This is a genomic window from Microbacterium sp. SY138 (assembly GCF_039729145.1).
Classification (GTDB): Bacteria; Actinomycetota; Actinomycetes; order Actinomycetales; family Microbacteriaceae; genus Microbacterium; species Microbacterium maritypicum_A.
On the sequence record NZ_CP155793.1, the window covers coordinates 1949307 to 1970837 of the forward strand.

Sequence of the window (21531 nt, forward strand, 5' to 3'; positions counted from 1 at the left end):
CTATCCCGTTCCGCGCGCGAGTCGCGCGGCGACATCGATCAGCGGCTCCGGATGTGTGAGCAGCGCACGCTGCTCGGGGTGCGCGATGAGATGGGCGATCAGCCGATGCGCGCCCATGACCGCAGGCTCCCAGTATCCGCCGACGTGGTGTCTGCTCAGGGGCAGGACTCGAGATTCTCCGTCGACCGTCAGAGTCACGGAACCGTCGTCGGGATCGACTCCGGGATCGGTCAGCATGGCGGCGGTCAAAGCGCCGAGCAGAATCGTGCTGACGAGCCCGGGAAGACGGAACCTCGTCGTGGGGACGTCCATGACGATCGTGTCGAGCTCGCTCCAGCTCACGATCCCGCGACTATCGACGCCCTCGCGAATGATCACGGCATCAGGGGTCAACCGCAGATGATGGCGACCGGGATCTCCGACGGCGAGAGCCTCCGGGACGACGATCAGTGGCCCGAAGCGCTTCACACCCCTTCGCCCGTGGGAGGGAGGGCATCCGGCCCCTGGGTCACCAGGATATGGAACTGCGCCGCGTCGAGGATTCGAAGGCCGAGGTCCTCCGCCTTCGCCAGCTTGGATCCCGCGCCGGGGCCGGCGGCGACGAAGTCGGTCTTCTTCGACACGCTCGACGCGGCCTTGCCGCCCGCGTTGATGATGGCCTCCTGTGCGCCGTCTCGTGTGTAACCGTCGAGGGATCCGGTGGCGACGACGGTCAGCCCCTCCAGGACTCCGCCCGCGGCCACAGCCGCGCCGGGACCGGGATGCCCAGGCGTCGCCCACTGCACTCCCGCGTCCTTCCACTGCTGAACGATCTCCTGGTGCCAGTCCACCTCGAACCAGGCGAGAAGCGAATCGGCGATGATCCCACCGACGCCCTCGACCGCGGCGAGCTCGTCGCGTGACGCCGCGCGGATCGCGTCGAGCGACCCGAACCACTGAGCGAGCGCCCTCGCGGCGACAGGGCCGACATGGCGGATGTTCAGTGAGACGAGCAGTCGCCACAGGTCCTTCGTCTTGGCCTTCTCCAGTTCTACGAGCAGGGTGAGCGCCTGTGCGGAGGGCTGGGGTCCGTCGAGACCGGACTTCTTCTCAGCCGCAGTGGGGTTGCGTCGGAAAGGAGCGCGAGTTTTGACGACCCCGTCCTCGTCTTCCTTGGGGAGACCCGTCTCGGCGTCGCGAACGAACAGCTCGATGGGGACCAGCTGTTCGAGGCTGAGCGCGAACAGGCCCGCCTCGGTCTCGAGCGGTGGCACTGCAGGAGACGTCGGCTGCGTCAGGGCCGCAGCGGTGACCTCGCCCAGTGCCTCGACGTCGAGGGCGCCTCGTGAACCGATGTGCTCCACGCGTCCGCGCACCTGCGCCGGGCACGAGCGTGCGTTCGGACAGCGCAGATCGATATCGCCTTCCTTCATGGCTCGCAGGGGCGTGCCGCACTCCGGGCACTCGACGGGCATCACGAACTCGCGCTCGGTGCCGTCGCGCTTCTCGACGACCGGCCCGAGGACCTCGGGGATCACGTCGCCGGCTTTGCGCAGCACGACCGTGTCACCGATCAGCACGCCTTTCGCCTTCACGACGTCCTTGTTGTGCAGCGTCGCCTGGCGGACCACCGATCCGGCGACATGTGCGGGGGCCATGACGGCGAACGGAGTCGCGCGACCGGTGCGACCGACCGACACGACGATGTCGAGCAGCTTCGTCTGCACCTCTTCCGGCGGGTACTTGTAGGCGATCGCCCAGCGCGGGGCCCGGCTCGTCGCGCCGAGCTCGTCGTGCAGCTCGAGCTCGTCGACCTTGACCACGATGCCGTCGAGCTCATGCTCGACATCATGCCGATGCTCGCCGAAGTACTCGACGAACGTGACGACCTCGTCGATCGTGCGGCAGACCTTCGTGTGCGGGCTCGTGGGCAGCCCCCACTCCGCGAGCAGGTCGTACACCTCGCTCTGCGCGGCGACCGGAGGGTTCGACCATGCGCCGACTCCGTGCACGTACAGCGCGAGCGACTCGATCCGCAACAGTCCTGCTTCGAGCTCGAGGCCGTTCTTCTTGTCGATCTGCTGGCGGAGTCCACCGCTCGCCGCATTGCGGGGGTTCGCGAAGGCCGGGAATCGCCGGGCGGCCGCGGTGCGCGCCTTCTCCTCGTCGAAGGGCTTCTTCACCCCGCCGCGCGATTCCCACCGCTCGAGCGCGTCGGCGTAGGCCCGGTCGCGGAAGGCCGCCTGCGCCGCATTGAGTCGTTCGAACGCCGCCACGGGGATGAAGACCTCGCCGCGCACCTCAACGATCGGGGGATGCCCGTCGCCGCTGAGCCGATACGGGATCTCGGGGAGACGCAGAGCGTTCTCGGTGACGATCTCTCCGACGCGTCCGTCGCCTCTGGTGGCCGCGGAGGTCAGCACACCGTTCTCGTAGCGGAGGTTGATCGCCAGTCCGTCGATCTTGAGCTCGGTGAGCCAGGCGACCTCGCGGCCCGCTGCGGCCTTCGTCTTCGCTGCCCACTCCTTCAGCTCGTCGACCGAGAAGACGTTGTCGAGGCTGAGCATCCGCTCGGCGTGCTCGATGGTCGCAAGACCCGTCGCCTCGGCCGCGCCGACCATCTGGGTGGGCGAGTCCTGTCCCTGGAGCTCGGGGTGCAGACGCTCGAGCTCTTCGAGCCGGTGCATCCATCCGTCATAGGTGAAGTCATCGACGACCGAGGTGTCGCGGCCGTAGTAGGCCTCTTTGGCGTCGAGGATGCGAGTGGTCAGCTCTTCAGCTTCGGTTCGGGCGTCTTCCAGCGAGATGTTCTCCGGCACCCCGCCAGTCTACGAGCGGGTACCGACACCGGAAACGTCTACGCGCCGACGGGAACCGCCGAGACCGTCGTATCGATCGTGAACTGTCCGAGCACGCGCGTTCCGACGTAGAGCACAGCGGTCTGCCCCGGTGCGACGCCGTCGAGGGGAACCTCCGGTGTGACGCGTACACCCCCGTCGGAGACCTCGGCGTGTGCGGCCACGGGCTCGGAATGCGCACGGATCTGCACATGGCAGGAGAAGGACGATTCGGTCGGTGCAGCGCCCGCCCAGCTGAACCGCTCCCCCGCGATCTCGGCGATGGCGAGGGCCTCCTTCGGGCCGACGACGACGGTGTTGGAGACCGGGCGCACTTCGAGGACGAACCTCGGCTTGCCGTCGGCGGCGGGCACACCGAGCTTGAGACCGCGGCGCTGCCCGACGGTGAAGGCGTGAGCACCCTCGTGGGATCCGACGACCTCTCCGCTGCGGTCGACGATCTCGCCGGTCGCCGTGCCGACCTTCTCGGCGAGCCAACCGCGGGTGTCACCATCGGGGATGAAGCAGATGTCGTGGCTGTCCGGTTTCTGCGCGACGCTCAGACCGCGTGCCTCGGCTTCTGCACGCACGATCGCCTTCGAGGGCGTGGTGCCGAGCGGGAAGTAGGTGTGCGCGAGCTGCTCGGCGTTGAGGACGCCCAGGACGTACGACTGGTCTTTGGCGTTGTCGGAGGCGCGGTGCAGCTCGAGACCCCCGTCGCCGTGGATCAACGTCGCGTAGTGCCCCGTGCACACGGCGTCGAACCCGAGCTCGATCGCTCGCTCCAGCAGTGCGGCGAACTTGATCTTCTCGTTGCATCGCATGCAGGGATTGGGGGTGCGACCGGCCTGGTACTCGGAGATGAAATCTGCGATCACGTCGTCGCGGAACCGCTCCGAGAAGTCCCAGACGTAGAACGGGATGCCGAGCACGTCGGCGGCGCGACGGGCGTCGAGGGCATCCTCGATCGTGCAGCAGCCGCGGCTGCCGGTGCGCAGGGTGCCGCCGGCACGGGACAGTGCCAGATGCACGCCGACCACGTCGTGCCCCGCCTCCACGGCCCTGGCGGCCGCGACGGCGGAGTCGACACCACCGCTCATAGCCGCAAGGATCCGCATGAGACCAGTCTACGAGCGCGCGGCTGTGCCGGCGCCGGATGCGCGGGCATACGCGTCAGCGATCGTGGCGAGCACCGCATCGACGTCGGTATCGGTCGAGGTTCGACCGAGCGAGAACCGCAGCACGCTGCGCGCATCCCGTTCGCTGCGCCCCATCGCCATCACGACGTGCGACGGCTCGGCGACGCCCGCCTGGCAGGCGGATCCCGTCGAGGCGGCGACGCCGGCGACATCGAGGAGGAAAAGCAGGCTCTCCCCCACCGCGCCGGGGAACAGCACGTGCGCGTTCCCCGGGAGGCGCACGGTCGGATCCCCCAGCAGTTCTGCTCTCGGCACGGCCGCCCTGATGCCGGACACGAGACGGTCACGCAGCGCGCTGAGTCGTGCGGTCTCGTCCGATCGTTCGCGCTCTGCGAGCTCTAGCGCCGTCGCGAAAGCGGCAGCTCCGGGGACATCTTGCGTGCCCGCGCGCAACCCGCGCTGCTGCGCTCCGCCACGCAGCAGCGCAGTGAGGCGGGCCGTACGCGCCGTGACGAGGACTCCCACGCCGACCGGCGCGCCGATCTTGTGGCCGGCGAAGCTCATGGCGACCAGGCCGACCCCACCGTCGGCATCACCTCGCAGGGTGCGGAACGACAGGGGCACGTGCCCGAGAGCCGCGACGGCGTCGATGTGCAGGGGAACTCCCGCTCCCGCCGCCACGGCTGCGAGGGAGCGGGTGTCGTTGATGGTTCCGGCCTCGTTGTTCGCCGCGAGCGCCGTCGCCAGAGCGGCACCGGGAAGCTCGGCGGCGAACTGCTCGGGATCGATCCGCGCGTCGGGCGCGACGGGCACTCGTCGCAGTGCTGCCCCTTCATCCACGAGCGCGGCGACCGTGTCCATGGTCGCGTGATGCTCGGCGTCGGGCATCACGATCGCCGACGTTCCGCCCGCGCGGCCGTGCCACAACCCCTGAAGAGCGAGGTTGATGGACTCCGTGCCCCCGGAGGTGAACACGATCTCGATCGGGTCGGCCTCCAGCACCGCGGCGACCCGTTCGCGCGACTCCTCGAGCAGCCGACGCGCATCCTGACCCGCCCCGTGCGTCGACGACGCATTGCCGACCATCTGGGAAGCGGCGAGCCAGGCCTCCCGTGCTTCGGGGCGCAGTGGCGTGGTCGCCGCGTGGTCCAGATAGTGCCGCATCCTTCGATTCTCTCCCGAAACGAGGGCGGAAGGGTGCTGCCTCCAGGTACCGGGTGCGCGCTGACATGAGACGGCAACACATCGCGCCTAGTGTGTACTCATGCCCGAGTCCCGAGACCTCACCGTGCCCGGCGGACCTGCCCTCGACAACCTCGGCGTTCGTCTGCACGACGGCGTCGGTACCCTGCGCGTCTGGTCGCAGAACGCCTCCTCCATCGAGTTGGTCGTCTTCGACGCCACCGACCTCGACTGGGCGACGGACGAAGTGCCGCTCGAGCGACTCGCCGGGGGCGTCTGGGAGGTCACCACCGAACTGCTCCAACCCGGTGTGCGGTATGCCATCCGTGTCGGGGGTCCGCACGGCCCCGGGAACACGTTCAACCCGGAGACGCTGCTCCTCGACCCCTACGCCCGCGGCCTCGCGCAGGGAGACGGGTACGAGGAATGGCGCTCCGTGGTGATCGTCGACGGCTTCGATTGGGGCGAGTCGCAGAAGCCTCGGGTGCCGTTGGACCGCACGGTCATCTACGAGGGGCATCTCAAGGGCCTCACCAAGCGTCATCCCGATGTTCCTCCCGCACTGCACGGTACCTACGCCGGGCTCGCCCACCCCGCGATGATCGCGTACTTCCACTCCCTGGGGATCACCTCGATCGAGCTGCTCCCGGTTCATGCCTTCGTGCCGGAACCTCGCCTCCTCGAGCGCGGTCTCACCAACTACTGGGGCTACAACACGCTGAACTTCTTCACCCCGCACACCGCCTACGCCACCGAGGAGGCCCGCAAGGAGGGGCCGGAGGCAGTGCTGGCCGAGTTCAAGGGCATGGTGCGGCTGCTGCACGAGGCAGGACTCGAGGTCATCCTCGACGTCGTGTACAACCACACGTCCGAAGAGGGCATCGGCGGTCCGCGCTCGAGCCTGCGCGGCATCGACAACGCGAACTACTACCGGCAGGATGAGTCCGGCGTCTACGTCGACACCACCGGGTGCGGCAACACCCTGAACACGGCGACCGATGCCGGTGCCCGACTCGTTCTGGACTCCCTGCGCTACTGGGCGCAGGAGATGCAGATCGACGGCTTCCGCTTCGACCTCGCCACGGCCATCGCCCGCGACGCCGCCCACACCTACACCCCGGAGCATCCGCTTCTCACCGCCATCGCGGACGATCCGATCCTCGCCGACACCAAGCTCATCGCCGAGCCATGGGACGTCGGTCTCGGCGGCTGGCAGACGGGCAACTTCCCGGCCGGCTGGCATGAGTGGAACGACCGCTATCGCGATCGGGTGCGCAACTTCTGGCTGAGCGACATCGACTACGCCCGGCGAGCATCTGCCCCGGTGGGCATCGGTGGATTCGCGACCCGTCTCGCCGGATCGTCGAACACCTTCAGCGAGGACCGCGGTCCGCTCGCCAGCGTGAACTTCGTCACGGCGCACGACGGCTTCACCCTGCACGACCTCGTCTCCTACGACGTCAAGCACAATGAGGCCAACGGCGAACAGAATCGCGACGGTGCGGACATGAACCGCGCGTTCAACCACGGAGTCGAGGGTCCGACAGACGACCCGACCATCCTCGCCTCGCGGCGCAAAGCCATGCGCAACCTGCTCGGAACGCTCCTGCTGTCCGCGGGCATTCCCATGCTCACCGCCGGCGACGAGGTCGGTCGCACCCAGCGAGGCAACAACAACGCCTATGCCCAGGACTCCGTCCTGACCTGGCTCGGTTGGGAGTTCGAGCCCTGGCAGGACGATCTGCGCGCCCACGTCTCCCGGCTCATCCGGCTGCGCCAGGAGAACCCCGCCTTGCGACCGAGCCGCTACGCGCGACTCGGCGAGCACATCCCCAACGCCTCGGTGATGGACTGGTACGACCAGAACGGGGAGACGATGGAGCAGGACCAATGGGCCGACCCAGGGAACCGGACGCTGCAGTACGTCGCCGCCTCCACTCCCGACACCGAGGCCTACAACCGCATCCTCCTGATCGTGCACGGTACCGAGTCGCCCATCGATGTACGCCTGCCGGTCGAGATCGAAGACGCGACCCGCTTCGTCTCGCTGTGGTCGAGTGCTCAGGAGCGCCCTTCCGATGACGAAGAGGTCTTCGCGCCTGGCGATGTGCTGCCGGTCTCGGGCACGTCGATGAGGCTGTTCCGCATCGAATGAAGCCGGCCGACGACGCACCCTCCGGCGCGCTACCCGTGGCCACGTCCGCGCGGTACATTCGGGAGGTGGCTGCACGTGCTGGTACTCGGTCCTCGGCTCTTCGGAGCCCCGCTCAGATCCCGACGCGCGCCCTGGGCGTTGCGGATTCTCCCGGTGCACTGCGGACGACCCGCATCCCGCTGCTCGACCCGTCGCCATCGGTACCCGGTGGCTTCAGGCCGAAGGCCTTCGTCGGCGAAGTGGTGCCCTTCAGCGTGGTCGCGTTCCGCGAGGGCCACGACGTCATCGGCGTGCACGTCCGGCTCACGTCCCCTTCCGGAGAAGAGACCCTGCATCGCCTCTCTCCCCGCGACGACGGCACCGACACCTGGTCGACGCCGATCGCGCTCGACGAACAGGGCGAATGGCTCTTCCGGTTCGAGGCCTTCTCCGATGACTTCGCGACCTGGGCGCACGCCGCGGAGCTGAAGGTCGCCGCCGGGGTCGACGTCCCGGTGATGGCAGCGCTGGGGGCAGATCTGCTGGCGCGGGCCGCCGCGGAGAAGGACCGCCCGGCACCGCAGCGGAAACGGCTCGGCGCAGACGCGGTATCCCTGCAGGACGGCGATGCCGCGACAACCATGGCGCTGGCGACGGATGCGGGATTGGTTCAGATCTTCCGCGACCGTCCCGTGACGACTCTGCGCTCCGCGACGCCGACACACACGCTGCATGCCGACCGGCGCGCGGCAGGTGTCGGCGCCTGGTACGAGTTCTTCCCCCGCTCCGAAGGCGCGCGGCGTCTGAAGGACGGAACTGTCAAGAGCGGCACGTTCCGCACCGCGACGCGTCGTCTGCCCGACGTCGCGGCGATGGGTTTCGACGTGGTGTATCTGGTGCCGATCCATCCGATCGGTTCCACCAATCGCAAGGGACGCAACAACACCCTCACCGCCGAGGCCGGAGACCCGGGTTCGCCGTACGCGATCGGCGCCACGGAAGGCGGGCACGATGCGATCCATCCCGAACTGGGCACCTCGCAGGATTTCCGGGCGTTCGTGCGCGCGGCACGGAGGGAAGGGCTCGAGGTCGCGCTCGACCTCGCACTCCAGGCCTCGCCCGACCATCCATGGGTGCGCGAGCATCCGGAGTGGTTCACGACCCTCCCGGACGGCACGATCGCCTACGCCGAGAACCCGCCGAAGAAGTACCAGGACATCTACCCTCTGAACTTCGACAACGATCCGGACGGCATCTACGCGGAGATGCTGCGGGTCGTGCAGCACTGGGTGGCGCAGGGCGTGAAGATCTTCCGCGTCGACAACCCGCACACGAAACCGCTCCAGTTCTGGGAATGGCTCATCGCAGAGGTGAACGCCGTCGACCCCGACGTGATCTTCCTCGCGGAGGCGTTCACCCGACCGGCCGTCATGCGCGCGCTCGCCGCGGTCGGTTTCCAGCAGAGCTACAGCTACTTCACCTGGCGCAACACGAAGGCCGAGCTCGAGGAGTTCCTCGGCTCGGTATCCCACGAGACCTCCGACTACATGAGGCCCAACCTCTTCGTGAACACCCACGACATCCTCACCGAGTACCTGCAGTTCGGTGGCAGAGCGGCCTATAGGATCCGCGCCTGCATCGCCGCGACGGCAGGTCCCGTATGGGGCGTTTACGCGGGCTACGAACTCTTCGAGAACGTCGCCCGTCCCGGGTCCGAAGAGAACATCGACAACGAGAAGTACGAGTACAAGTTCCGAGACTGGGTCGGCGCCGAGGCCCGCGGCGAATCGCTCGCTCCCCTGCTGCGCCGACTCAACGAGATCCGGGGCGCTCATCCCGCGCTGCAGCAGCTCCGCAACTTCCGCGCGCACTGGAGCGACGACGACGCGGTGCTCGTCTACAGCAAGCATCTGGCGGCGCCGTTCACCGGCACCGGTCGCGGAGACACCGTCATCGTCGTCGCCAACGTCGACCCGCACTCGGTGCGGGAGACCACCGTGCACCTCGACACGACCCAGTGGGGCATCCCCCGGGGCGAGGCCTTCGAGGTGGAGGACCTCCTCACGGGGGCCGTCTGGACCTGGACCGATCACAACTACGTGCGGCTCGACGCCTTCGCCGAGCCGGTGCACATCCTGAAGGTGAGGGAGCGATCATGAGCTACACGGAAGACGTCGCCGCATCCACCGAATGGGAGGCGGTCTCATCAGCCACGTACCACGATCCTCACTCCGTTCTCGGCGCGCATGCCCACAAGGATGCGGCCGATCGCACCGTCACCGTGATCCGTGCCAGACGCCCGCTCGCAGAAGCAGTCGCAGCCGTCTTCGACGACGGCAGCAGGCAGGAGCTCGCCCACGTCGCCCACGGCATCTGGGAGGGCCAGCACAGCGGTCCCCCGGTCCCTTACCGCATCGCCACGAGGTACGCAGATCACGATGAGACAGTGTCGGGCGACCCGTATCGGCATCCGCCGACGCTCGGCGACCTCGACCTGCACCTGATCGCCGAGGGGCGTCACGAACGCCTCTGGGAGGCGTTGGGTGCTCATGTGCGCACGTTCGACGGAGAGATCGGCGTCTCGTTCGCGGTCTGGGCGCCCAACGCCACTGCCGTGCGGGTGGTCGGCGACCACAACGACTGGAACGGCGAGCCCCACGCCATGCGCTCGATGGGCGTCAGCGGCGTCTGGGAGCTCTTCGTTCCAGGGCTGCCGATCGGCACCAGATACAAGTACCAGATCCGCACCCGCGAGGGGGCGTGGATCCTCAAGGCCGACCCGATGGCGCTCGCTGCCGAGGTTCCGCCCGACACGGCATCGATCGTGACGGCATCGACGCACAGCTGGTCGGATGGCGCGTGGATGACGCGCCGGGCGGCCACCCACGCCGTGGCGCAGCCGTTGTCGATCTACGAGGTCCACGTCGGCTCATGGCGGGCGGGCCTCGGATACCGCGAGATCGCCGACCCGCTGATCCAGCATGTGACGGAATCGGGCTTCTCCCACGTCGAGTTCATGCCGCTGGCGGAGCATCCGTTCGGTGGATCGTGGGGCTATCAGGTCAGCGGATACTACGCCCCCACGAGCAGGTTCGGCACGCCCGACGACTTGCGCTACCTCATCGACCGTCTCCACCAGGCCGGCATCGGCGTGATCATGGACTGGGTTCCGGGCCACTTCCCCAAGGATGCCTTCGCACTCGCACGCTTCGACGGTCAGCCTCTCTACGAGCACCCGGACCCACGACGCGGAGAGCATCAGGACTGGGGAACACTCATCTTCGATTACGGCCGCCCGGAGGTCCGCGGATTCCTGGTCGCCAACGCCCTGTACTGGCTCCAGGAGTTCCATGTCGATGGGCTCCGTGTCGACGCCGTCGCCTCGATGCTCTACCTCGACTACTCCCGTCAACCGGGCGAATGGGAGCCGAACATCCATGGCGGGCGCGAGAACCTCGAGGCGATCCGTTTCCTGCAGGAGGTGAATGCCACCGCCTACCGGCTGCACCCGGGGATCCTGATGATCGCGGAGGAGTCCACCAGCTTCCCCGGCGTCACCGCTCCCACCGACCACGCAGGCCTGGGTTTCGGGTTCAAGTGGAACATGGGCTGGATGAACGACTCCCTGCAGTACATCTCACGCGACCCGATGTACCGCGGGCATCACGAGGGCGAGATGACCTTCTCCTTCGTCTACGCCTTCGGTGAGAACTATCTGCTTCCCATCAGCCACGACGAAGTCGTCCACGGCAAGGGCAGCCTGGTCGCAAAGATGCCGGGAGACCATTGGCACAAGCTGGCGAACGTGCGTGCGTACCTCGCCTACATGTGGGGGCACCCCGGCAAGAAGCTGCTGTTCATGGGGCAGGAGTTCGGCCAGCTCGCGGAGTGGTCGGAAGGGCGCGAGCTGGATTGGTGGCTCCTCGAGCAGCCCTCGCACGCCCAACTGCAGGACTTCATCGGCGAGATGAACCGTACTTACCGGGCGCAGTCCCCTCTCTGGGAACGCGACAACGACGGTTCGTCGTTCAGCCGCCTCGGTGCACCGAGTTGGGAATCTACGGTGATCGCGTTCGAGCGGCGTGACGCGCACGGCGGACGCCTGGTCGTCGTGAGCAACTTCGCCGGGGTGGAACGCACCGGGTATCAGCTCACCCTTCCTCGAGAAGGAGTGTGGCAGGAGGTGCTCAACACGGACGCGGCGGACTACGGGGGTCGAGGATCGGGCAACCTCGGGTTGGTCTATGCGAAGCCCTCTGAAGGAGGAGCACCGCTCGCGACCCTGACGTTGCCCGCGCTCTCGACGCTGTGGCTGCGCTACCAGTCCGACCCTCACGTGCCGACGGTCAACCACGGCTGAGCGCGCCGGGGACTCGGCGCGTGCCTCCCTAGAACAGCAGCGACGAAAGCCGATTGCGCGCCGACACGACCCGCGGATCCTCCGCACCGATGAGCCCGAAGAGCTCGACCAGACGCTCTCGAACGGGCGTGCGCTGGTCGGACGGGAGCTGCGCGAACAGATCGAGCAGGCGACCGAAGGCGTCATCGACATGCCCGCCGGCGAGGTCGAGGTCGGCCACATCGAACTGCGCCTGGACGTCGAGCGGGCCGTCGGCCGCTGCGGCCCGTGCCGCCTGCAGATCGAGGCCCTGAACGCGGTCGAGCAGCCGCACCTGGCCGAGACCCGCGAGCGCGTCCGCGTCCCGCGGGTTCTCCGCGAGCGCCTTCTCGTACGCCGTGATCGCTGCCGCGTAGTCGCCGACCTCGATCGCCGCGAACGCCTCAGCGTGCAGCGGGGGGAGCTCCGGCTCCACGGGAGGTTCCGGGTCCGCGCCCTCCTCGCCGACCGAGAGCGATCCGGTGACACCGTTCTGCGCCGCCACCTGCAGCAGCTGCGCGAAGACGTCGCGAACCTGCTGCTCCGGCACGGCCCCGGTGAACATCGGCACCGGCTGACCGGCGATCAGGGCCACCACCATCGGGATGGACTGGGCACGGAAGCTCTGCGCGAGCTGCGGATTCGCATCCACATCGACCTTGGCGAGCAGCACGCGTCCGCCGAGCTCGCGCGTCACCTTCTCGATGATCGGGCTCAGTTGCTTGCAGGGCCCGCACCACTCCGCCCAGAGGTCGACGACGACGGGAACGGTGCGCGAGAGCTCGAGGATCTGCCCGAACGTCTCGTCGGTCGCATCCACGACGACATCGGGCAGTCCCGGGGCGGGGGCGCCCTCTGCGGGAGATGCGGGCCGGTTGCGGAGACTCGACAGGTCGACGGCACCGCGCAGGGCGGCAGGAGAGATCTCACTCATTTGATCACCTTCACGGACAGGAGGTCCTGGTGGGCTGCCAGGAGCCGGATCTGCTCCGTCGAGCCCTTTGCCGGGACCGAGAAGAACAGCTGGAACTCGTAGGTCGTCTCGACGCCCTTCGCGGACTCGGTCGCGTCGGTGAGGGCCTTTGCTTGTGCATTGTCGCCGAAACGGATGGAGACGTCGTCTCCCGTCGGCGTCACCGTCTCGGTGTCGGTGAGGGTGACGGCGACGATCGCGCCGCTGTCCAGAGTCGTCATCGAGATGGGGGCATCCGTCGTCGGAGCCATGTCGAAGGCGGCCTTCGACGTGTCGGCGGCGCCCTTGTCGGCGAGAGCCTGGATCACGGCCTGACGGCTGTCGGTGATCGACTTGGCGTAGGTCAGCGCCAGATCGTCGAACATGTCGTAGAACTCGCTCTGCTCCCCCTGGTCCACCACATCGGCGAAGGTCGAGGCGAGGTTCGCCGGTGGGATCGTCAGGAACGCGGAATCGGACGGAACGAGCGAGGTCCCGAGCCAGGATGCGGCGACCTCGGGAAAGACCGCGTCAGCAGACATCTCGGCGATGTTCGAGACCTTGTAGTTCGACCAGGGGTCGGCCTGCGTCATCGTGAGGACCACCGGCGGCACCGTGTCATCCCCTGTCTTCGACAGCATCAGTACTGTGCGCGGCCACTGATCTGTCGCTTCCGGCAGCACGACCTCGACCTGATCGGTCGGGATCGCCGCGGGCGGAACGGTGTCCGGGAGCTTCGAGCGCAGAGCATACTCAGTGGTCCGCGCTGCGAGAGCGGGCCCCTCGAAGCGGGTAGCGAGCAGGTCGAGGTCGAGTGCCGCGTCGGCTTCGCTCACCGTGCCGGCGAGCGTCTTCAAGATGCGCTTGGCCTGCGCTTCGGTCACCGCAGGGGGCTTCTGGTTCTCCGGCGCGATCACCGTCGGACTCGGAGACGGAGTCGGCGAGGCGTCGCCCAGCTGCGGCCACGAGTCCGACGAGCACCCGGCGGCAAGAAGCGCCGTGAGCCCGAGAGCCGGAAGCGCGAGCATGCGACGACGGCGAGGCCGCGTCGCTGCGCGCATGGAGGTCTTCGCGTCGGGGTCCTTGCTCTCGTCCACGATCTCCGCCTCCTCGACGTCTCCGTCGGTCGGCGCCGCCGTTCCTGCGGAGGGTTCGCTGCGCGGAGTGCCGGACTCCTCGATCGCCGCGCGCTCAGACGGCGGAAGAACCGCGACGTCGATCGGTTCGGTCGCCGGGAGCGGACCCGGGCCCTTGCGCCGGGGGCCGCGACCGCGGCGCTGATGGCGGATCGCGAGCACGTAGAGGATGAGGCCGAGCAGCAGCACGATTCCCCCGGCGACCATGAGAGGTCCCGCCCACGGCGTCGAGTTGTCCAGCGGCCAGGAGACCACGATGTCATCCGGCGCATCGGCTGTGCCGTCGTAGGCGACGAGCATGCTCGTGCCCTCGGGCAACTGCATGTTCTCGGCCGTGAGACGGTTGTCCTTGACGAACGAGTCGAGCCAGAGATCGGATCCCCGCGGATCACGCCCCGCGGACTCCGCGTCGGCGGAGTCGCCCTCAGCGCCGTCGCTCGGAGCATCGGTCTCGCCGTCAGCGGAGGGCGCCGTGACGTGCTCGACCGCCAGATCGCCGTTCTTCTTCAGCGTGACCTGGTTGTAGTCGGAGTCGGCGAGCCAGGCCTCCATGTCGGCGGTGCGACCATAGCTGCCGAAGATCTCGCCCTCCCCCCGGACGATCAGCGTCTGCGCGCCTGGATTCGCCCGAAGCACGTCGCCGTCGATGAGGACGAAGGGTGCCGGTTCATCGATCTCGACCTGGGTCTGCTGAGTGTCCGGCCCCATGAAGATGGTGCGCTGAGCAATCCCCGCGCCGATCAGCACGGCAGCCAGCACGAAGGCCACCACGGCCCATACGAAACGCACGAATAGTCTCCTCACGCATCGCCGGCACTTGCCAGCGACGCAACACTCGACATTTCAGACTAGCGAAATCAGCTGTGTGTTGCCCACGAGCAGGTTCAGTGCGGGCCGGACCGGCACGTCGTCGGTGCCGAGCCGGACGCTCTGGATAGCCTTGCTGCATCCGTCCTCGAGGAGCCTCCGAATGAAGATCCACAATCCCTTCCGCACCGCCCTGGTGGCGACGCTCGGCGTGGGATTGGGCATCCTGCTGATCAACAGCGTGCAGAACCTCTCCACGGTTCTGCTCTATCTCGGCACGGCTCTCTTCCTCAGTCTCGGACTCGATCCGCTCGTCTCGTTCCTGGAGCGCCGGCGTCTCCCCCGATGGCTCGCTGTCATCGTCACGATCCTCGCGGTGCTCGGCATCTTCGTCGGCATCGTGCTCATCGTCCTTCCCGTGCTGGTCGACCAGATCTCCCAGCTGATCGCCCAGATCACGGCGATCGTGCAACGCGGTACCGCGATCGACGACCTCAAGCAGTGGATGACGGACGCGTTCCCCAACCTGAGGGTCGATGATGTCTTCACCTACGTCGAGGACTGGCTCACCACGAACCTGACCGAGATCGGCGGCTCCATCGGCCAAGGGTTCCTCGTGGCGAGTGGCGCCGTGCTCAGCGGCCTGTTCGGTGCGTTCATCGTCCTCATCCTGACGATCTATCTCACGGCTTCCACGCCGTCCCTCAAACGGGCGGTCTACCAGTTGGCTCCGGCGTCGAAACGAGACAGGTTCATCGACCTGTCCGAACAGATCACGGATTCGGTCGGCTATTACGTCATGGGGCAGGTGACGCAGGGTGTGATCAACGGCGTGCTCAGCGCGATCTTCCTGTCGATCATCCAAGCGCCGTTCCCCGCCGTCCTCGCGGTGATCGCGTTCTTCTTCTCCCTGATCCCGCTCGTCGGCACCCTGACCGGCTCCACGATCATCGTGCTGGTGTGTCTCATCCCCGGACTGGGCTCTCCGGCGACCGCGATCGCCGCTGCGATCTACTACCTGATCTACATGCAGATCGAGGCCTACATCATCTCGCCGCGCATCATGAGTCGTGCGGTCTCGGTACCGGGGGCGGTCGTCGTGGTCGCGGCACTCGCCGGAGGAAGCCTTCTCGGTCTGCTGGGCGCGCTGATCGCCATCCCGGTCGCCGCGAGCATCCTGATCATCTACCGGCAGGTGCTCATCCCGCGGATGAACGAGCTCTGAACCCGCTGCGCGTCAGTCGTCGGTCGGCCAGTGCGTGGCGAGAGGCAGTGCCGCAGGATTGACCGCGGCCACGATCTCCGTCAGCACGCGTCGCGTCTGGGTCTCGCCCACCCAGAGGTGCTTACCCCCGTCCACCGCGATCAGTTGTGCGTGCGGGATCGCAGCGAACCTCTCGCGGGCCTCGGCGGGGCGCAGGTAGTCATCCAGCTCCGGTACCAGGACGACCACGCGTCGGTCGATCGTCGCCCACGCGGCGACCTCTTCCGGTGTCGCGCGGTGCAAGGGCGGCGAAAGGAGGATGATCCCCTCGATGTCGTGCTGCCGACCGTACTTCAACGCGAGTTCCGTGCCGAAGGACCATCCCAGCAGCCAGGGTCGAGGCAGAGCGCGTTCACGCACGAAGTCCATCGCCGCGGCGACGTCGAACTGTTCGGACGCCCCGCCGTCGAAAGATCCGTCACTGGTCCCACGAGGTGATGCGGTCCCCCTCGTGTTGAATCGCAGCACGGCCAGATCCGCCAGAGCGGGCAGACGTGCAGCCGCTTTGCGGATGATGTGCGAATCCATGAACCCGCCGGCCGTAGGCAGGGGATGAAGCGTCACGAGAGTCGCGACAGGAGTCGTGGTCTCCGGCACGGCGAGCTCTCCGACCAACGTGAGACCGTCGGCGGTCTTCAGCTCGATGTCTTCGCGTCGCGCCGGAAGCTCCAGTGGTCCTCGGATCTCGATGCTCATGCAAGCCTCCAACAGTGTGTGTGCCAGTGTCGCCGTGCGGCGAGGTCAGCCGCGTCGCCGAGCACGCCGTCCGCGCGCCAGGCGACGAGATGAGCGGTTCCGGCGACGATCGATCGACCGCAGCCCGGGCAGAGATAGTCCTTCTGCGCCTGCGCCCCGGAAACCGGTTGCACGGTCCACTCACCGCCGCGGCGGGTCTCGGTACGCTTCCAGCCCGCGAGGAGGCGATCGAAGGAGTCCTCGGGGTCAGGGCGCTCCGAAGGACGTCTGCGAGAGCGGGGCATACTGCCTGCTCACCACCAGTGGTTGTTGACCCAGAAGTTGTACGCACCGGCCCAGCTGCCGTAGCGGCCGGTGGCGTATCCGGTCGCCCAGCGAAGGTTGTCGACCGGGTTGTAGCCGTTGCCGGGCACCTTGCTGCATGGCAGCGCCTGCACCAGACCGCAGGCACCGGAGGACTTGTTCGTGGCGTTCGGGTTCCAACCGCTCTCGCGGGACACGACGTAGTCGACGTACTGCCAGTCGCTCTGCGCGATGCCGGCTGCCGCCATCCACTCTGCAGGAGCACCGCCTCCCGTGTACGGAGGAAGGCTACCTCCGGAAGACTTTCCGGAGGATCCCCCACGGGGTGCTGCAGCCACGGTCGGGACCGGAGCCGGCTTCGGCTTCACATAGACCTCGAATCCTCCGCGCACGACGGGTGCGATCTCGGCACCTTCGACGGTGACGGTGAGGTTCTGAGTGTCCGCGAGCGCAAGCGAATAGGCGGAGTCCGGCGACTCCTCAGGGGCGGGTGCGGCCAATGCCACCCCGGTCGGTGCGACCAATGCACCGGCGAAACCCACGACGGCGAGGGCACTGAAGACCCCGACGACACCACGGCTGCGAGACCAGCGTCGTGTGCCCGTGCGCGCCAAACGAGCCTTCACCGCGGGCACCGGCGAGAGGTCGTTTCTTTCGAGATTCATGTCGTTTCGGGAGTTCACGATGAGGGACAGTCTACGCAAGAGTGCCTGGATCGACCATCAGGAACCTCAGCGAACGGCGAGAATCACGTCGATCGTGGCGTCCAGAAGGGCATCCACCTGCTCCTCGCGGTATCCCCCACGCTGCATCCGAAACGCCGCCGAGCGCAACTGCTCGGCAGTCAGCGCATCGCCGTCACGGAGATACCGCACGATACGCGTCGACACATGATCGACCTCATCGAGACGGTACCCGAAGGTGAGCACCCCGGTACGGGCGAAGCGGTGGCGCCGTGGTCGCGCCAGGTGATCCAGGATCACCTGCGCGTCTGCTCTGGCCTGCTCCACCCAGGCACCTGCTCCCGCGGATCGCACCGCGCGTTCGCGTTCTCGAGCGGCGAAGGCGTCTTCGACACGGCCGAGCGCCGCGTCGACATCCGCGACGACGTATCCGTTCTTCACCAGCGGGAAGGAGGCCGTCCGCACATCGTCCGCGCTGAGTTCATCGCGGCCCGCCTCGAACGCGCGGCGGGCAGATGCGAGGAACGTGTCGACGGCTGCCCGGTGATAGCCACGCACCCGACCTGAGGTGAGTGCGAATGCCGGCGGCGTCGATTCCGCCTGTTCGTCGAGCTGATCTTCGTTCATCACAGAACCACCCAAGGAGAGAAGAGGAAATACAGGCAGAGCGCCGGGATCGTCGAGGGCAGAATGCTGTCGAGTCGATCGAGCAGCCCTCCGTGCCCGGGGAGCCAGGAGCTCATGTCCTTGATGCCGAGGTCGCGCTTGAGCATCGATTCACCAAGGTCCCCCAGTGTCGCGGAGAGCAGGATCGACGCGCCGAAGATCACGCCGCACCACCACGGCAGCTCCAGGAGGAAGATCGCGAGCAGCACCCCCGCAGCGAGCGAGGCGATGACGGCGCCGCCGAAACCCTCCCAGGTCTTCTTCGGGCTGATCTTCGGAGCCATCGGGTGACGGCCGAAGGCGAGACCGGCGGCGTACGCGCCCGTGTCGGCCGCTACGGCGATCGCGATGAAGCTGAGGACCCACCATTGACCGCCCTCCTGCTTGAGGAGGATGAGCGCGATCCCCGCGAGGAAGGGGACGTAGACCTGCACGAACCCGCTCGTGACGGCGTCGGCGAGGACGTCCCCGTAGGTGCGGCCGTCCTTCTCCACCATCTGCGCGATGAGCCGCCACACGATGACGAACGCGACGGACACGAAGAGCATCACCCAGCACAACCACGGCTCGGCGAAGTACGCCGAGAGCACGAGGAACGCGGCGGCGATCAGCTGGGGGACCACGTCGACGCGACGACCCGAGCTCCGCAGAGCTCGGGAGAGCTCGTAGACCCCGAGCAAGGCGGCCGCGAGAGCGAACGGGACGAAGAGCACCTTGAGGAAGAGCAGCGATCCCAGGAGCGCGGCGCCGAAGGCGAGACCGATCAGGATGGCGAGGACGAGATCGCGACCCGTGCGCTCTTTGATACGTTCGTTCGCCTGGTCGAGCTGGTCGCGTGCATGGGAGACATGGCTGCCGAGTTCATCCCGTGCCGCGCGCCACTGTTCCCGGATAGCGTTGTGATCCGCCGTGTCCAGCGGACCGACGCCGCCCGAGGGCGCGCCCTCCGAAGCTGCGGGAAGCGGTGGGCGCGGAGGGACGGCAGCCGCGTCGAAAGACGGGAACGCGGCGTCAACGAGCGGGACGCCGTCGGATGGGGTCTTCCCGTTCCCGCCGTGACGCGTGAACGGCCCATCGTCGTCGGCATCTCGCGTTTCGTCAGACATCCCGACTACACCTCGAGGAGTTCTGCCTCTTTGCGCTTCAGCGCGTCATCGATGAGCTCGACGTGCTGACGTGTCAGGACGTCGAGCTCCTTCTCTCCGCGCGCGATCTCGTCCTCACCGAGCTCGCTCTTGAGGGCATCAAGCTCGTCCTTGGCCTTGCGACGGATACCACGGACGTGGACCTTCGCGTCCTCGGCCTTGGTCTTGACGAGCTTGACGTACTCCTTGCGGCGCTCGGCCGTGAGCTCCGGCATCGTCACGCGAACGAGGTTGCCGTCGTTCGTCGGGTTGGCTCCGAGGTTGGGCATGTCACGGATCGCCTGTTCGATCGCCTTCAGCGCCGACTTGTCGTACGGCGTGATGATGAGCGTGCGAGCTTCCTGGTTCGCCAGGGAGGCGAGCTGGGCGATCGGCGTGGGAGTGCCGTAGTAGTCCACGAGGACCTTCTGGAACATCTGCGGGTTCGCACGACCGGTGCGCACCGTGGAGAAGTCCTCCTTGGCAGCTTCGACCGCCCGGTTCATGCGAGTGGTGGTTTCAGCGAGGACGTCCGCGATCACGGTGACTCCTATCGTCGGGGTGTTCTGCAAATTCTATCGGGCGAAGTCGTCTCCGCCGTGTCACACGCTCAGGCGGTGACGAGGGTTCCGATCGGCTCGCCGAGGAGCGCACGGGTCACGTTCCCGGCGGGCTCCATGCCGAACACGCGCATGTCCATGCTGTTGTCCATGCACAGGCTGAAGGCGGTCGAGTCGACGACCTTGAGACCACGCTGGAGCGCATCGCGATAGGTGACGCGCTCGATGCGCTCCGCGTCGGCATGCTTGTTGGGGTCGGCGGTGTAGATGGCGTCGACGCCGTTCTTGGCGACGAGGACCTCGTCCGCGCCGATCTCGAGCGCACGCTGTGCCGCGACGGTGTCAGTGGAGAAGTACGGGAGGCCGGCCCCGGCACCGAAGATGACGACCCGCCCCTTCTCGAGATGACGCTCAGCCCGACGCGGAATGTACGGCTCGGCGACCTGGGTCATCGAGATGGCGGACTGCACACGGGTGGCGGCCCCGGCCTGCTCGAGGAAATCCTGCAGGGCGAGCGCGTTCATGACCGTGCCGAGCATGCCCATGTAGTCGGCGCGACCGCGGTCCATGCCTCGCTGGCTCAGTTCTGCGCCGCGGAAGAAGTTGCCCCCGCCGACGACGATCGCGACCTCGACACGGTCCACCGCAGCAGCGATGTCACGGGCGATCTGCGAGACCACGTCGGGGCTGACACCCAGCTGTCCCGCTCCGAATGCCTCTCCGGAGAGCTTGAGAAGGACGCGTCGGCGTCCGGTGCGTTCAGTCATGGGTGGGTGTCCTCTCGTCCCGATTCAAGATAGTGCCTCGTGGGCATGAAGAAGGGGTTCGGATCTTGGCGATCCGAACCCCTTCGACGGTGCTACGCGCCGACCTTGAAGCGCGCGAAGTCCGTCACGGTGATACCGGCGTCCTTCGCCACCTGGGCGACCGACAGCTTGTTGTCCTTGGCATAGTCCTGCTCGAGCAGGGCGACCTGCTTGATGAACGCAGAGACGCGGCCTTCGACGATCTTCGGGAGAGCCGCTTCCGGCTTGCCCTCGTTGCGGGAGATCTCAGTGACGATCTCGCGCTCCTTCTCGACCGCGTCAGCCGGCACGTCTTCACGCGACAGGTAGGACGGGTTGGCGAACGAGATGTGCTGCGCAATGCTGCGCGCGGTCTCGGCATCGTCACCCGAGTAGGCGACGACGACGCCGATCTGCGGCGGAAGGTCCTTGCTCGTGCGGTGCAGGTAGACCTCGACCTTGTCGCCGGTGATCGTGCGCACGCGGCGCAGCTCGACCTTCTCGCCGATGATCGCGGCTTCTTCGGAGATGACCTGCTCGACGCTCTTGTCGCCGGCAGAGGCGGCGAGGGCGGCGTCGACCGAGTCAGCCTTGACCGCTGCTGCAGCGTCGGCGACCTTGTCGGCCAGCGCGATGAAGCGCTCGTTCTTCGCGACGAAGTCGGTCTCGCAGGCGAGCTCGATGAGCGTCACGGCGCCGTCCTGTTCGCGAGCGACGATCAGTCCCTCGCTCGTGGAACGGTCAGCGCGCTTCGCGTTGCCCTTCGCACCCTTGAGACGCAGGATCTCGGTGGCCTTCGCGACGTCTCCGTCAGCCTCCTCGAGCGCCTTCTTGGTGTCGACCATTCCGGTGCCGAGCTGCTCACGCAGCGCCTTGAGGTCAGCGATGGTGAAGTTGGCCATGTGT

The 21531-nt window shown here is 67.3% G+C and carries 18 protein-coding genes; 4 read left to right on the forward strand and 14 right to left on the reverse strand.

The genetic code is table 11. The annotated features are described in order from the left end of the window. Genes ABDC25_RS09300 through ABDC25_RS09315 form a run of 4 tightly spaced genes read right to left on the reverse strand, consistent with a single transcriptional unit; the run spans window position 1 to window position 5119 of the window. The gene (locus tag ABDC25_RS09300; protein WP_347125912.1) at window positions 1-468 is read right to left on the reverse strand and encodes a hypothetical protein; all 468 of its coding nucleotides are present in this window, start codon (window positions 466-468) and stop codon (window positions 1-3) included. Then, entirely contained in the window at window positions 465-2798 is a 2334-nt protein-coding gene (gene ligA / locus ABDC25_RS09305) for an NAD-dependent DNA ligase LigA (RefSeq protein WP_167254187.1), read from the reverse strand. Before ligA ends, ABDC25_RS09300 begins: the two co-directional genes overlap by 4 nt. Before the next feature lie 38 nt (window positions 2799-2836). Then, window positions 2837-3934, reverse strand: a complete 1098-nt coding sequence (mnmA, locus tag ABDC25_RS09310; protein WP_167254189.1) for a tRNA 2-thiouridine(34) synthase MnmA — start codon at window positions 3932-3934, stop codon at window positions 2837-2839. Window positions 3935-3943: 9 nt separating this feature from the next. Next, on the reverse strand, window positions 3944-5119 hold the full coding sequence (locus ABDC25_RS09315; RefSeq protein WP_347125915.1) for a cysteine desulfurase family protein: 1176 nt from the start codon (window positions 5117-5119) through the stop codon (window positions 3944-3946). Window positions 5120-5219: 100 nt separating this feature from the next. Here ABDC25_RS09315 and glgX point away from each other — a divergent pair, with 100 nt between their 5' ends. The 3 genes from glgX (at window position 5220) to glgB (ending at window position 11631) form a co-directional block, all read left to right on the forward strand. Beyond that, window positions 5220-7292 carry a glycogen debranching protein GlgX gene (glgX, locus tag ABDC25_RS09320; protein ID WP_021200493.1) on the forward strand — a complete coding sequence of 691 codons (2073 nt, stop codon included), beginning with the start codon at window positions 5220-5222 and terminating at the stop codon, window positions 7290-7292. A gap of 179 nt (window positions 7293-7471) precedes the next feature. After that, complete coding sequence (locus ABDC25_RS09325) at window positions 7472-9430, forward strand: maltotransferase domain-containing protein (RefSeq protein WP_347125973.1); 1959 nt, start codon at window positions 7472-7474, stop codon at window positions 9428-9430. Further along, window positions 9427-11631: a 1,4-alpha-glucan branching protein GlgB gene (glgB, locus tag ABDC25_RS09330; protein ID WP_347125917.1), complete on the forward strand. Its 2205-nt coding sequence runs from the start codon at window positions 9427-9429 to the stop codon at window positions 11629-11631. Before ABDC25_RS09325 ends, glgB begins: the two co-directional genes overlap by 4 nt. Window positions 11632-11659: 28 nt before the next feature. Here glgB and ABDC25_RS09335 read toward each other — a convergent pair whose 3' ends face one another. Both ABDC25_RS09335 and ABDC25_RS09340 read right to left on the reverse strand, forming a co-directional pair. Then, window positions 11660-12583: a tetratricopeptide repeat protein gene (locus ABDC25_RS09335; RefSeq protein WP_021200490.1), complete on the reverse strand. Its 924-nt coding sequence runs from the start codon at window positions 12581-12583 to the stop codon at window positions 11660-11662. After that, window positions 12580-14526, reverse strand: coding sequence for a glycosyl transferase (locus ABDC25_RS09340; protein WP_347122704.1), 1947 nt, complete (start codon window positions 14524-14526; stop codon window positions 12580-12582). Before ABDC25_RS09340 ends, ABDC25_RS09335 begins: the two co-directional genes overlap by 4 nt. Window positions 14527-14707: 181 nt before the next feature. Between ABDC25_RS09340 and ABDC25_RS09345 the strand changes: the two genes are divergently transcribed. Further along, window positions 14708-15769, forward strand: a complete 1062-nt coding sequence (locus ABDC25_RS09345; RefSeq protein ID WP_021200487.1) for an AI-2E family transporter — start codon at window positions 14708-14710, stop codon at window positions 15767-15769. Window positions 15770-15781: 12 nt separating this feature from the next. Here the strand turns inward: ABDC25_RS09345 and ABDC25_RS09350 are convergent, their stop codons facing one another. From ABDC25_RS09350 to tsf, 8 genes are all read right to left on the reverse strand, one after another. Further along, the gene (locus ABDC25_RS09350) at window positions 15782-16504 is read right to left on the reverse strand and encodes an alpha/beta fold hydrolase (protein WP_347122706.1); all 723 of its coding nucleotides are present in this window, start codon (window positions 16502-16504) and stop codon (window positions 15782-15784) included. Then, window positions 16501-16788, reverse strand: coding sequence for a hypothetical protein (locus ABDC25_RS09355; RefSeq protein ID WP_084487375.1), 288 nt, complete (start codon window positions 16786-16788; stop codon window positions 16501-16503). The genes ABDC25_RS09350 and ABDC25_RS09355 overlap by 4 nt, the downstream gene beginning before the upstream one ends. Window positions 16789-16797: 9 nt before the next feature. After that, window positions 16798-17472 carry a transglycosylase SLT domain-containing protein gene (locus ABDC25_RS09360; RefSeq protein ID WP_347122709.1) on the reverse strand — a complete coding sequence of 225 codons (675 nt, stop codon included), beginning with the start codon at window positions 17470-17472 and terminating at the stop codon, window positions 16798-16800. A gap of 66 nt (window positions 17473-17538) precedes the next feature. Further along, complete coding sequence (locus ABDC25_RS09365) at window positions 17539-18117, reverse strand: DivIVA domain-containing protein (protein ID WP_347122711.1); 579 nt, start codon at window positions 18115-18117, stop codon at window positions 17539-17541. Next, complete coding sequence (locus tag ABDC25_RS09370) at window positions 18117-19262, reverse strand: phosphatidate cytidylyltransferase (RefSeq protein ID WP_021200483.1); 1146 nt, start codon at window positions 19260-19262, stop codon at window positions 18117-18119. Before ABDC25_RS09370 ends, ABDC25_RS09365 begins: the two co-directional genes overlap by 1 nt. A gap of 5 nt (window positions 19263-19267) precedes the next feature. Continuing rightward, window positions 19268-19822 carry a ribosome recycling factor gene (gene frr, locus ABDC25_RS09375; protein WP_021200482.1) on the reverse strand — a complete coding sequence of 185 codons (555 nt, stop codon included), beginning with the start codon at window positions 19820-19822 and terminating at the stop codon, window positions 19268-19270. A 68-nt stretch (window positions 19823-19890) separates the two neighbouring features. Then, window positions 19891-20607, reverse strand: a complete 717-nt coding sequence (gene pyrH / locus ABDC25_RS09380; protein ID WP_017830711.1) for a UMP kinase — start codon at window positions 20605-20607, stop codon at window positions 19891-19893. A 92-nt stretch (window positions 20608-20699) separates the two neighbouring features. Beyond that, window positions 20700-21527: a translation elongation factor Ts gene (gene tsf, locus ABDC25_RS09385; protein ID WP_029259163.1), complete on the reverse strand. Its 828-nt coding sequence runs from the start codon at window positions 21525-21527 to the stop codon at window positions 20700-20702. Between the last annotated feature and the right edge of the window lie 4 nt (window positions 21528-21531).

Excerpts from the sequence above, each read along its gene's own strand:
- mnmA (WP_167254189.1), bottom strand. The coding sequence starts at position 3,934 with ATGCGGATCCTTGCGGCTATGAGCGGTGGTGTCGACTCCGCCGTCGCG.
- ABDC25_RS09315 (WP_347125915.1), bottom strand. The coding sequence starts at position 5,119 with ATGCGGCACTATCTGGACCACGCGGCGACCACGCCACTGCGCCCCGAA.
- glgX (WP_021200493.1), top strand. The coding sequence starts at position 5,220 with ATGCCCGAGTCCCGAGACCTCACCGTGCCCGGCGGACCTGCCCTCGAC.
- glgB (WP_347125917.1), top strand. The coding sequence starts at position 9,427 with ATGAGCTACACGGAAGACGTCGCCGCATCCACCGAATGGGAGGCGGTC.
- ABDC25_RS09335 (WP_021200490.1), bottom strand. The coding sequence starts at position 12,583 with ATGAGTGAGATCTCTCCTGCCGCCCTGCGCGGTGCCGTCGACCTGTCG.
- ABDC25_RS09345 (WP_021200487.1), top strand. The coding sequence starts at position 14,708 with ATGAAGATCCACAATCCCTTCCGCACCGCCCTGGTGGCGACGCTCGGC.
- ABDC25_RS09350 (WP_347122706.1), bottom strand. The coding sequence starts at position 16,504 with ATGAGCATCGAGATCCGAGGACCACTGGAGCTTCCGGCGCGACGCGAA.
- ABDC25_RS09355 (WP_084487375.1), bottom strand. The coding sequence starts at position 16,788 with ATGCCCCGCTCTCGCAGACGTCCTTCGGAGCGCCCTGACCCCGAGGAC.
- ABDC25_RS09360 (WP_347122709.1), bottom strand. The coding sequence starts at position 17,472 with ATGAATCTCGAAAGAAACGACCTCTCGCCGGTGCCCGCGGTGAAGGCT.
- ABDC25_RS09365 (WP_347122711.1), bottom strand. The coding sequence starts at position 18,117 with ATGAACGAAGATCAGCTCGACGAACAGGCGGAATCGACGCCGCCGGCA.
- ABDC25_RS09370 (WP_021200483.1), bottom strand. The coding sequence starts at position 19,262 with ATGTCTGACGAAACGCGAGATGCCGACGACGATGGGCCGTTCACGCGT.
- pyrH (WP_017830711.1), bottom strand. The coding sequence starts at position 20,607 with ATGACTGAACGCACCGGACGCCGACGCGTCCTTCTCAAGCTCTCCGGA.
- tsf (WP_029259163.1), bottom strand. The coding sequence starts at position 21,527 with ATGGCCAACTTCACCATCGCTGACCTCAAGGCGCTGCGTGAGCAGCTC.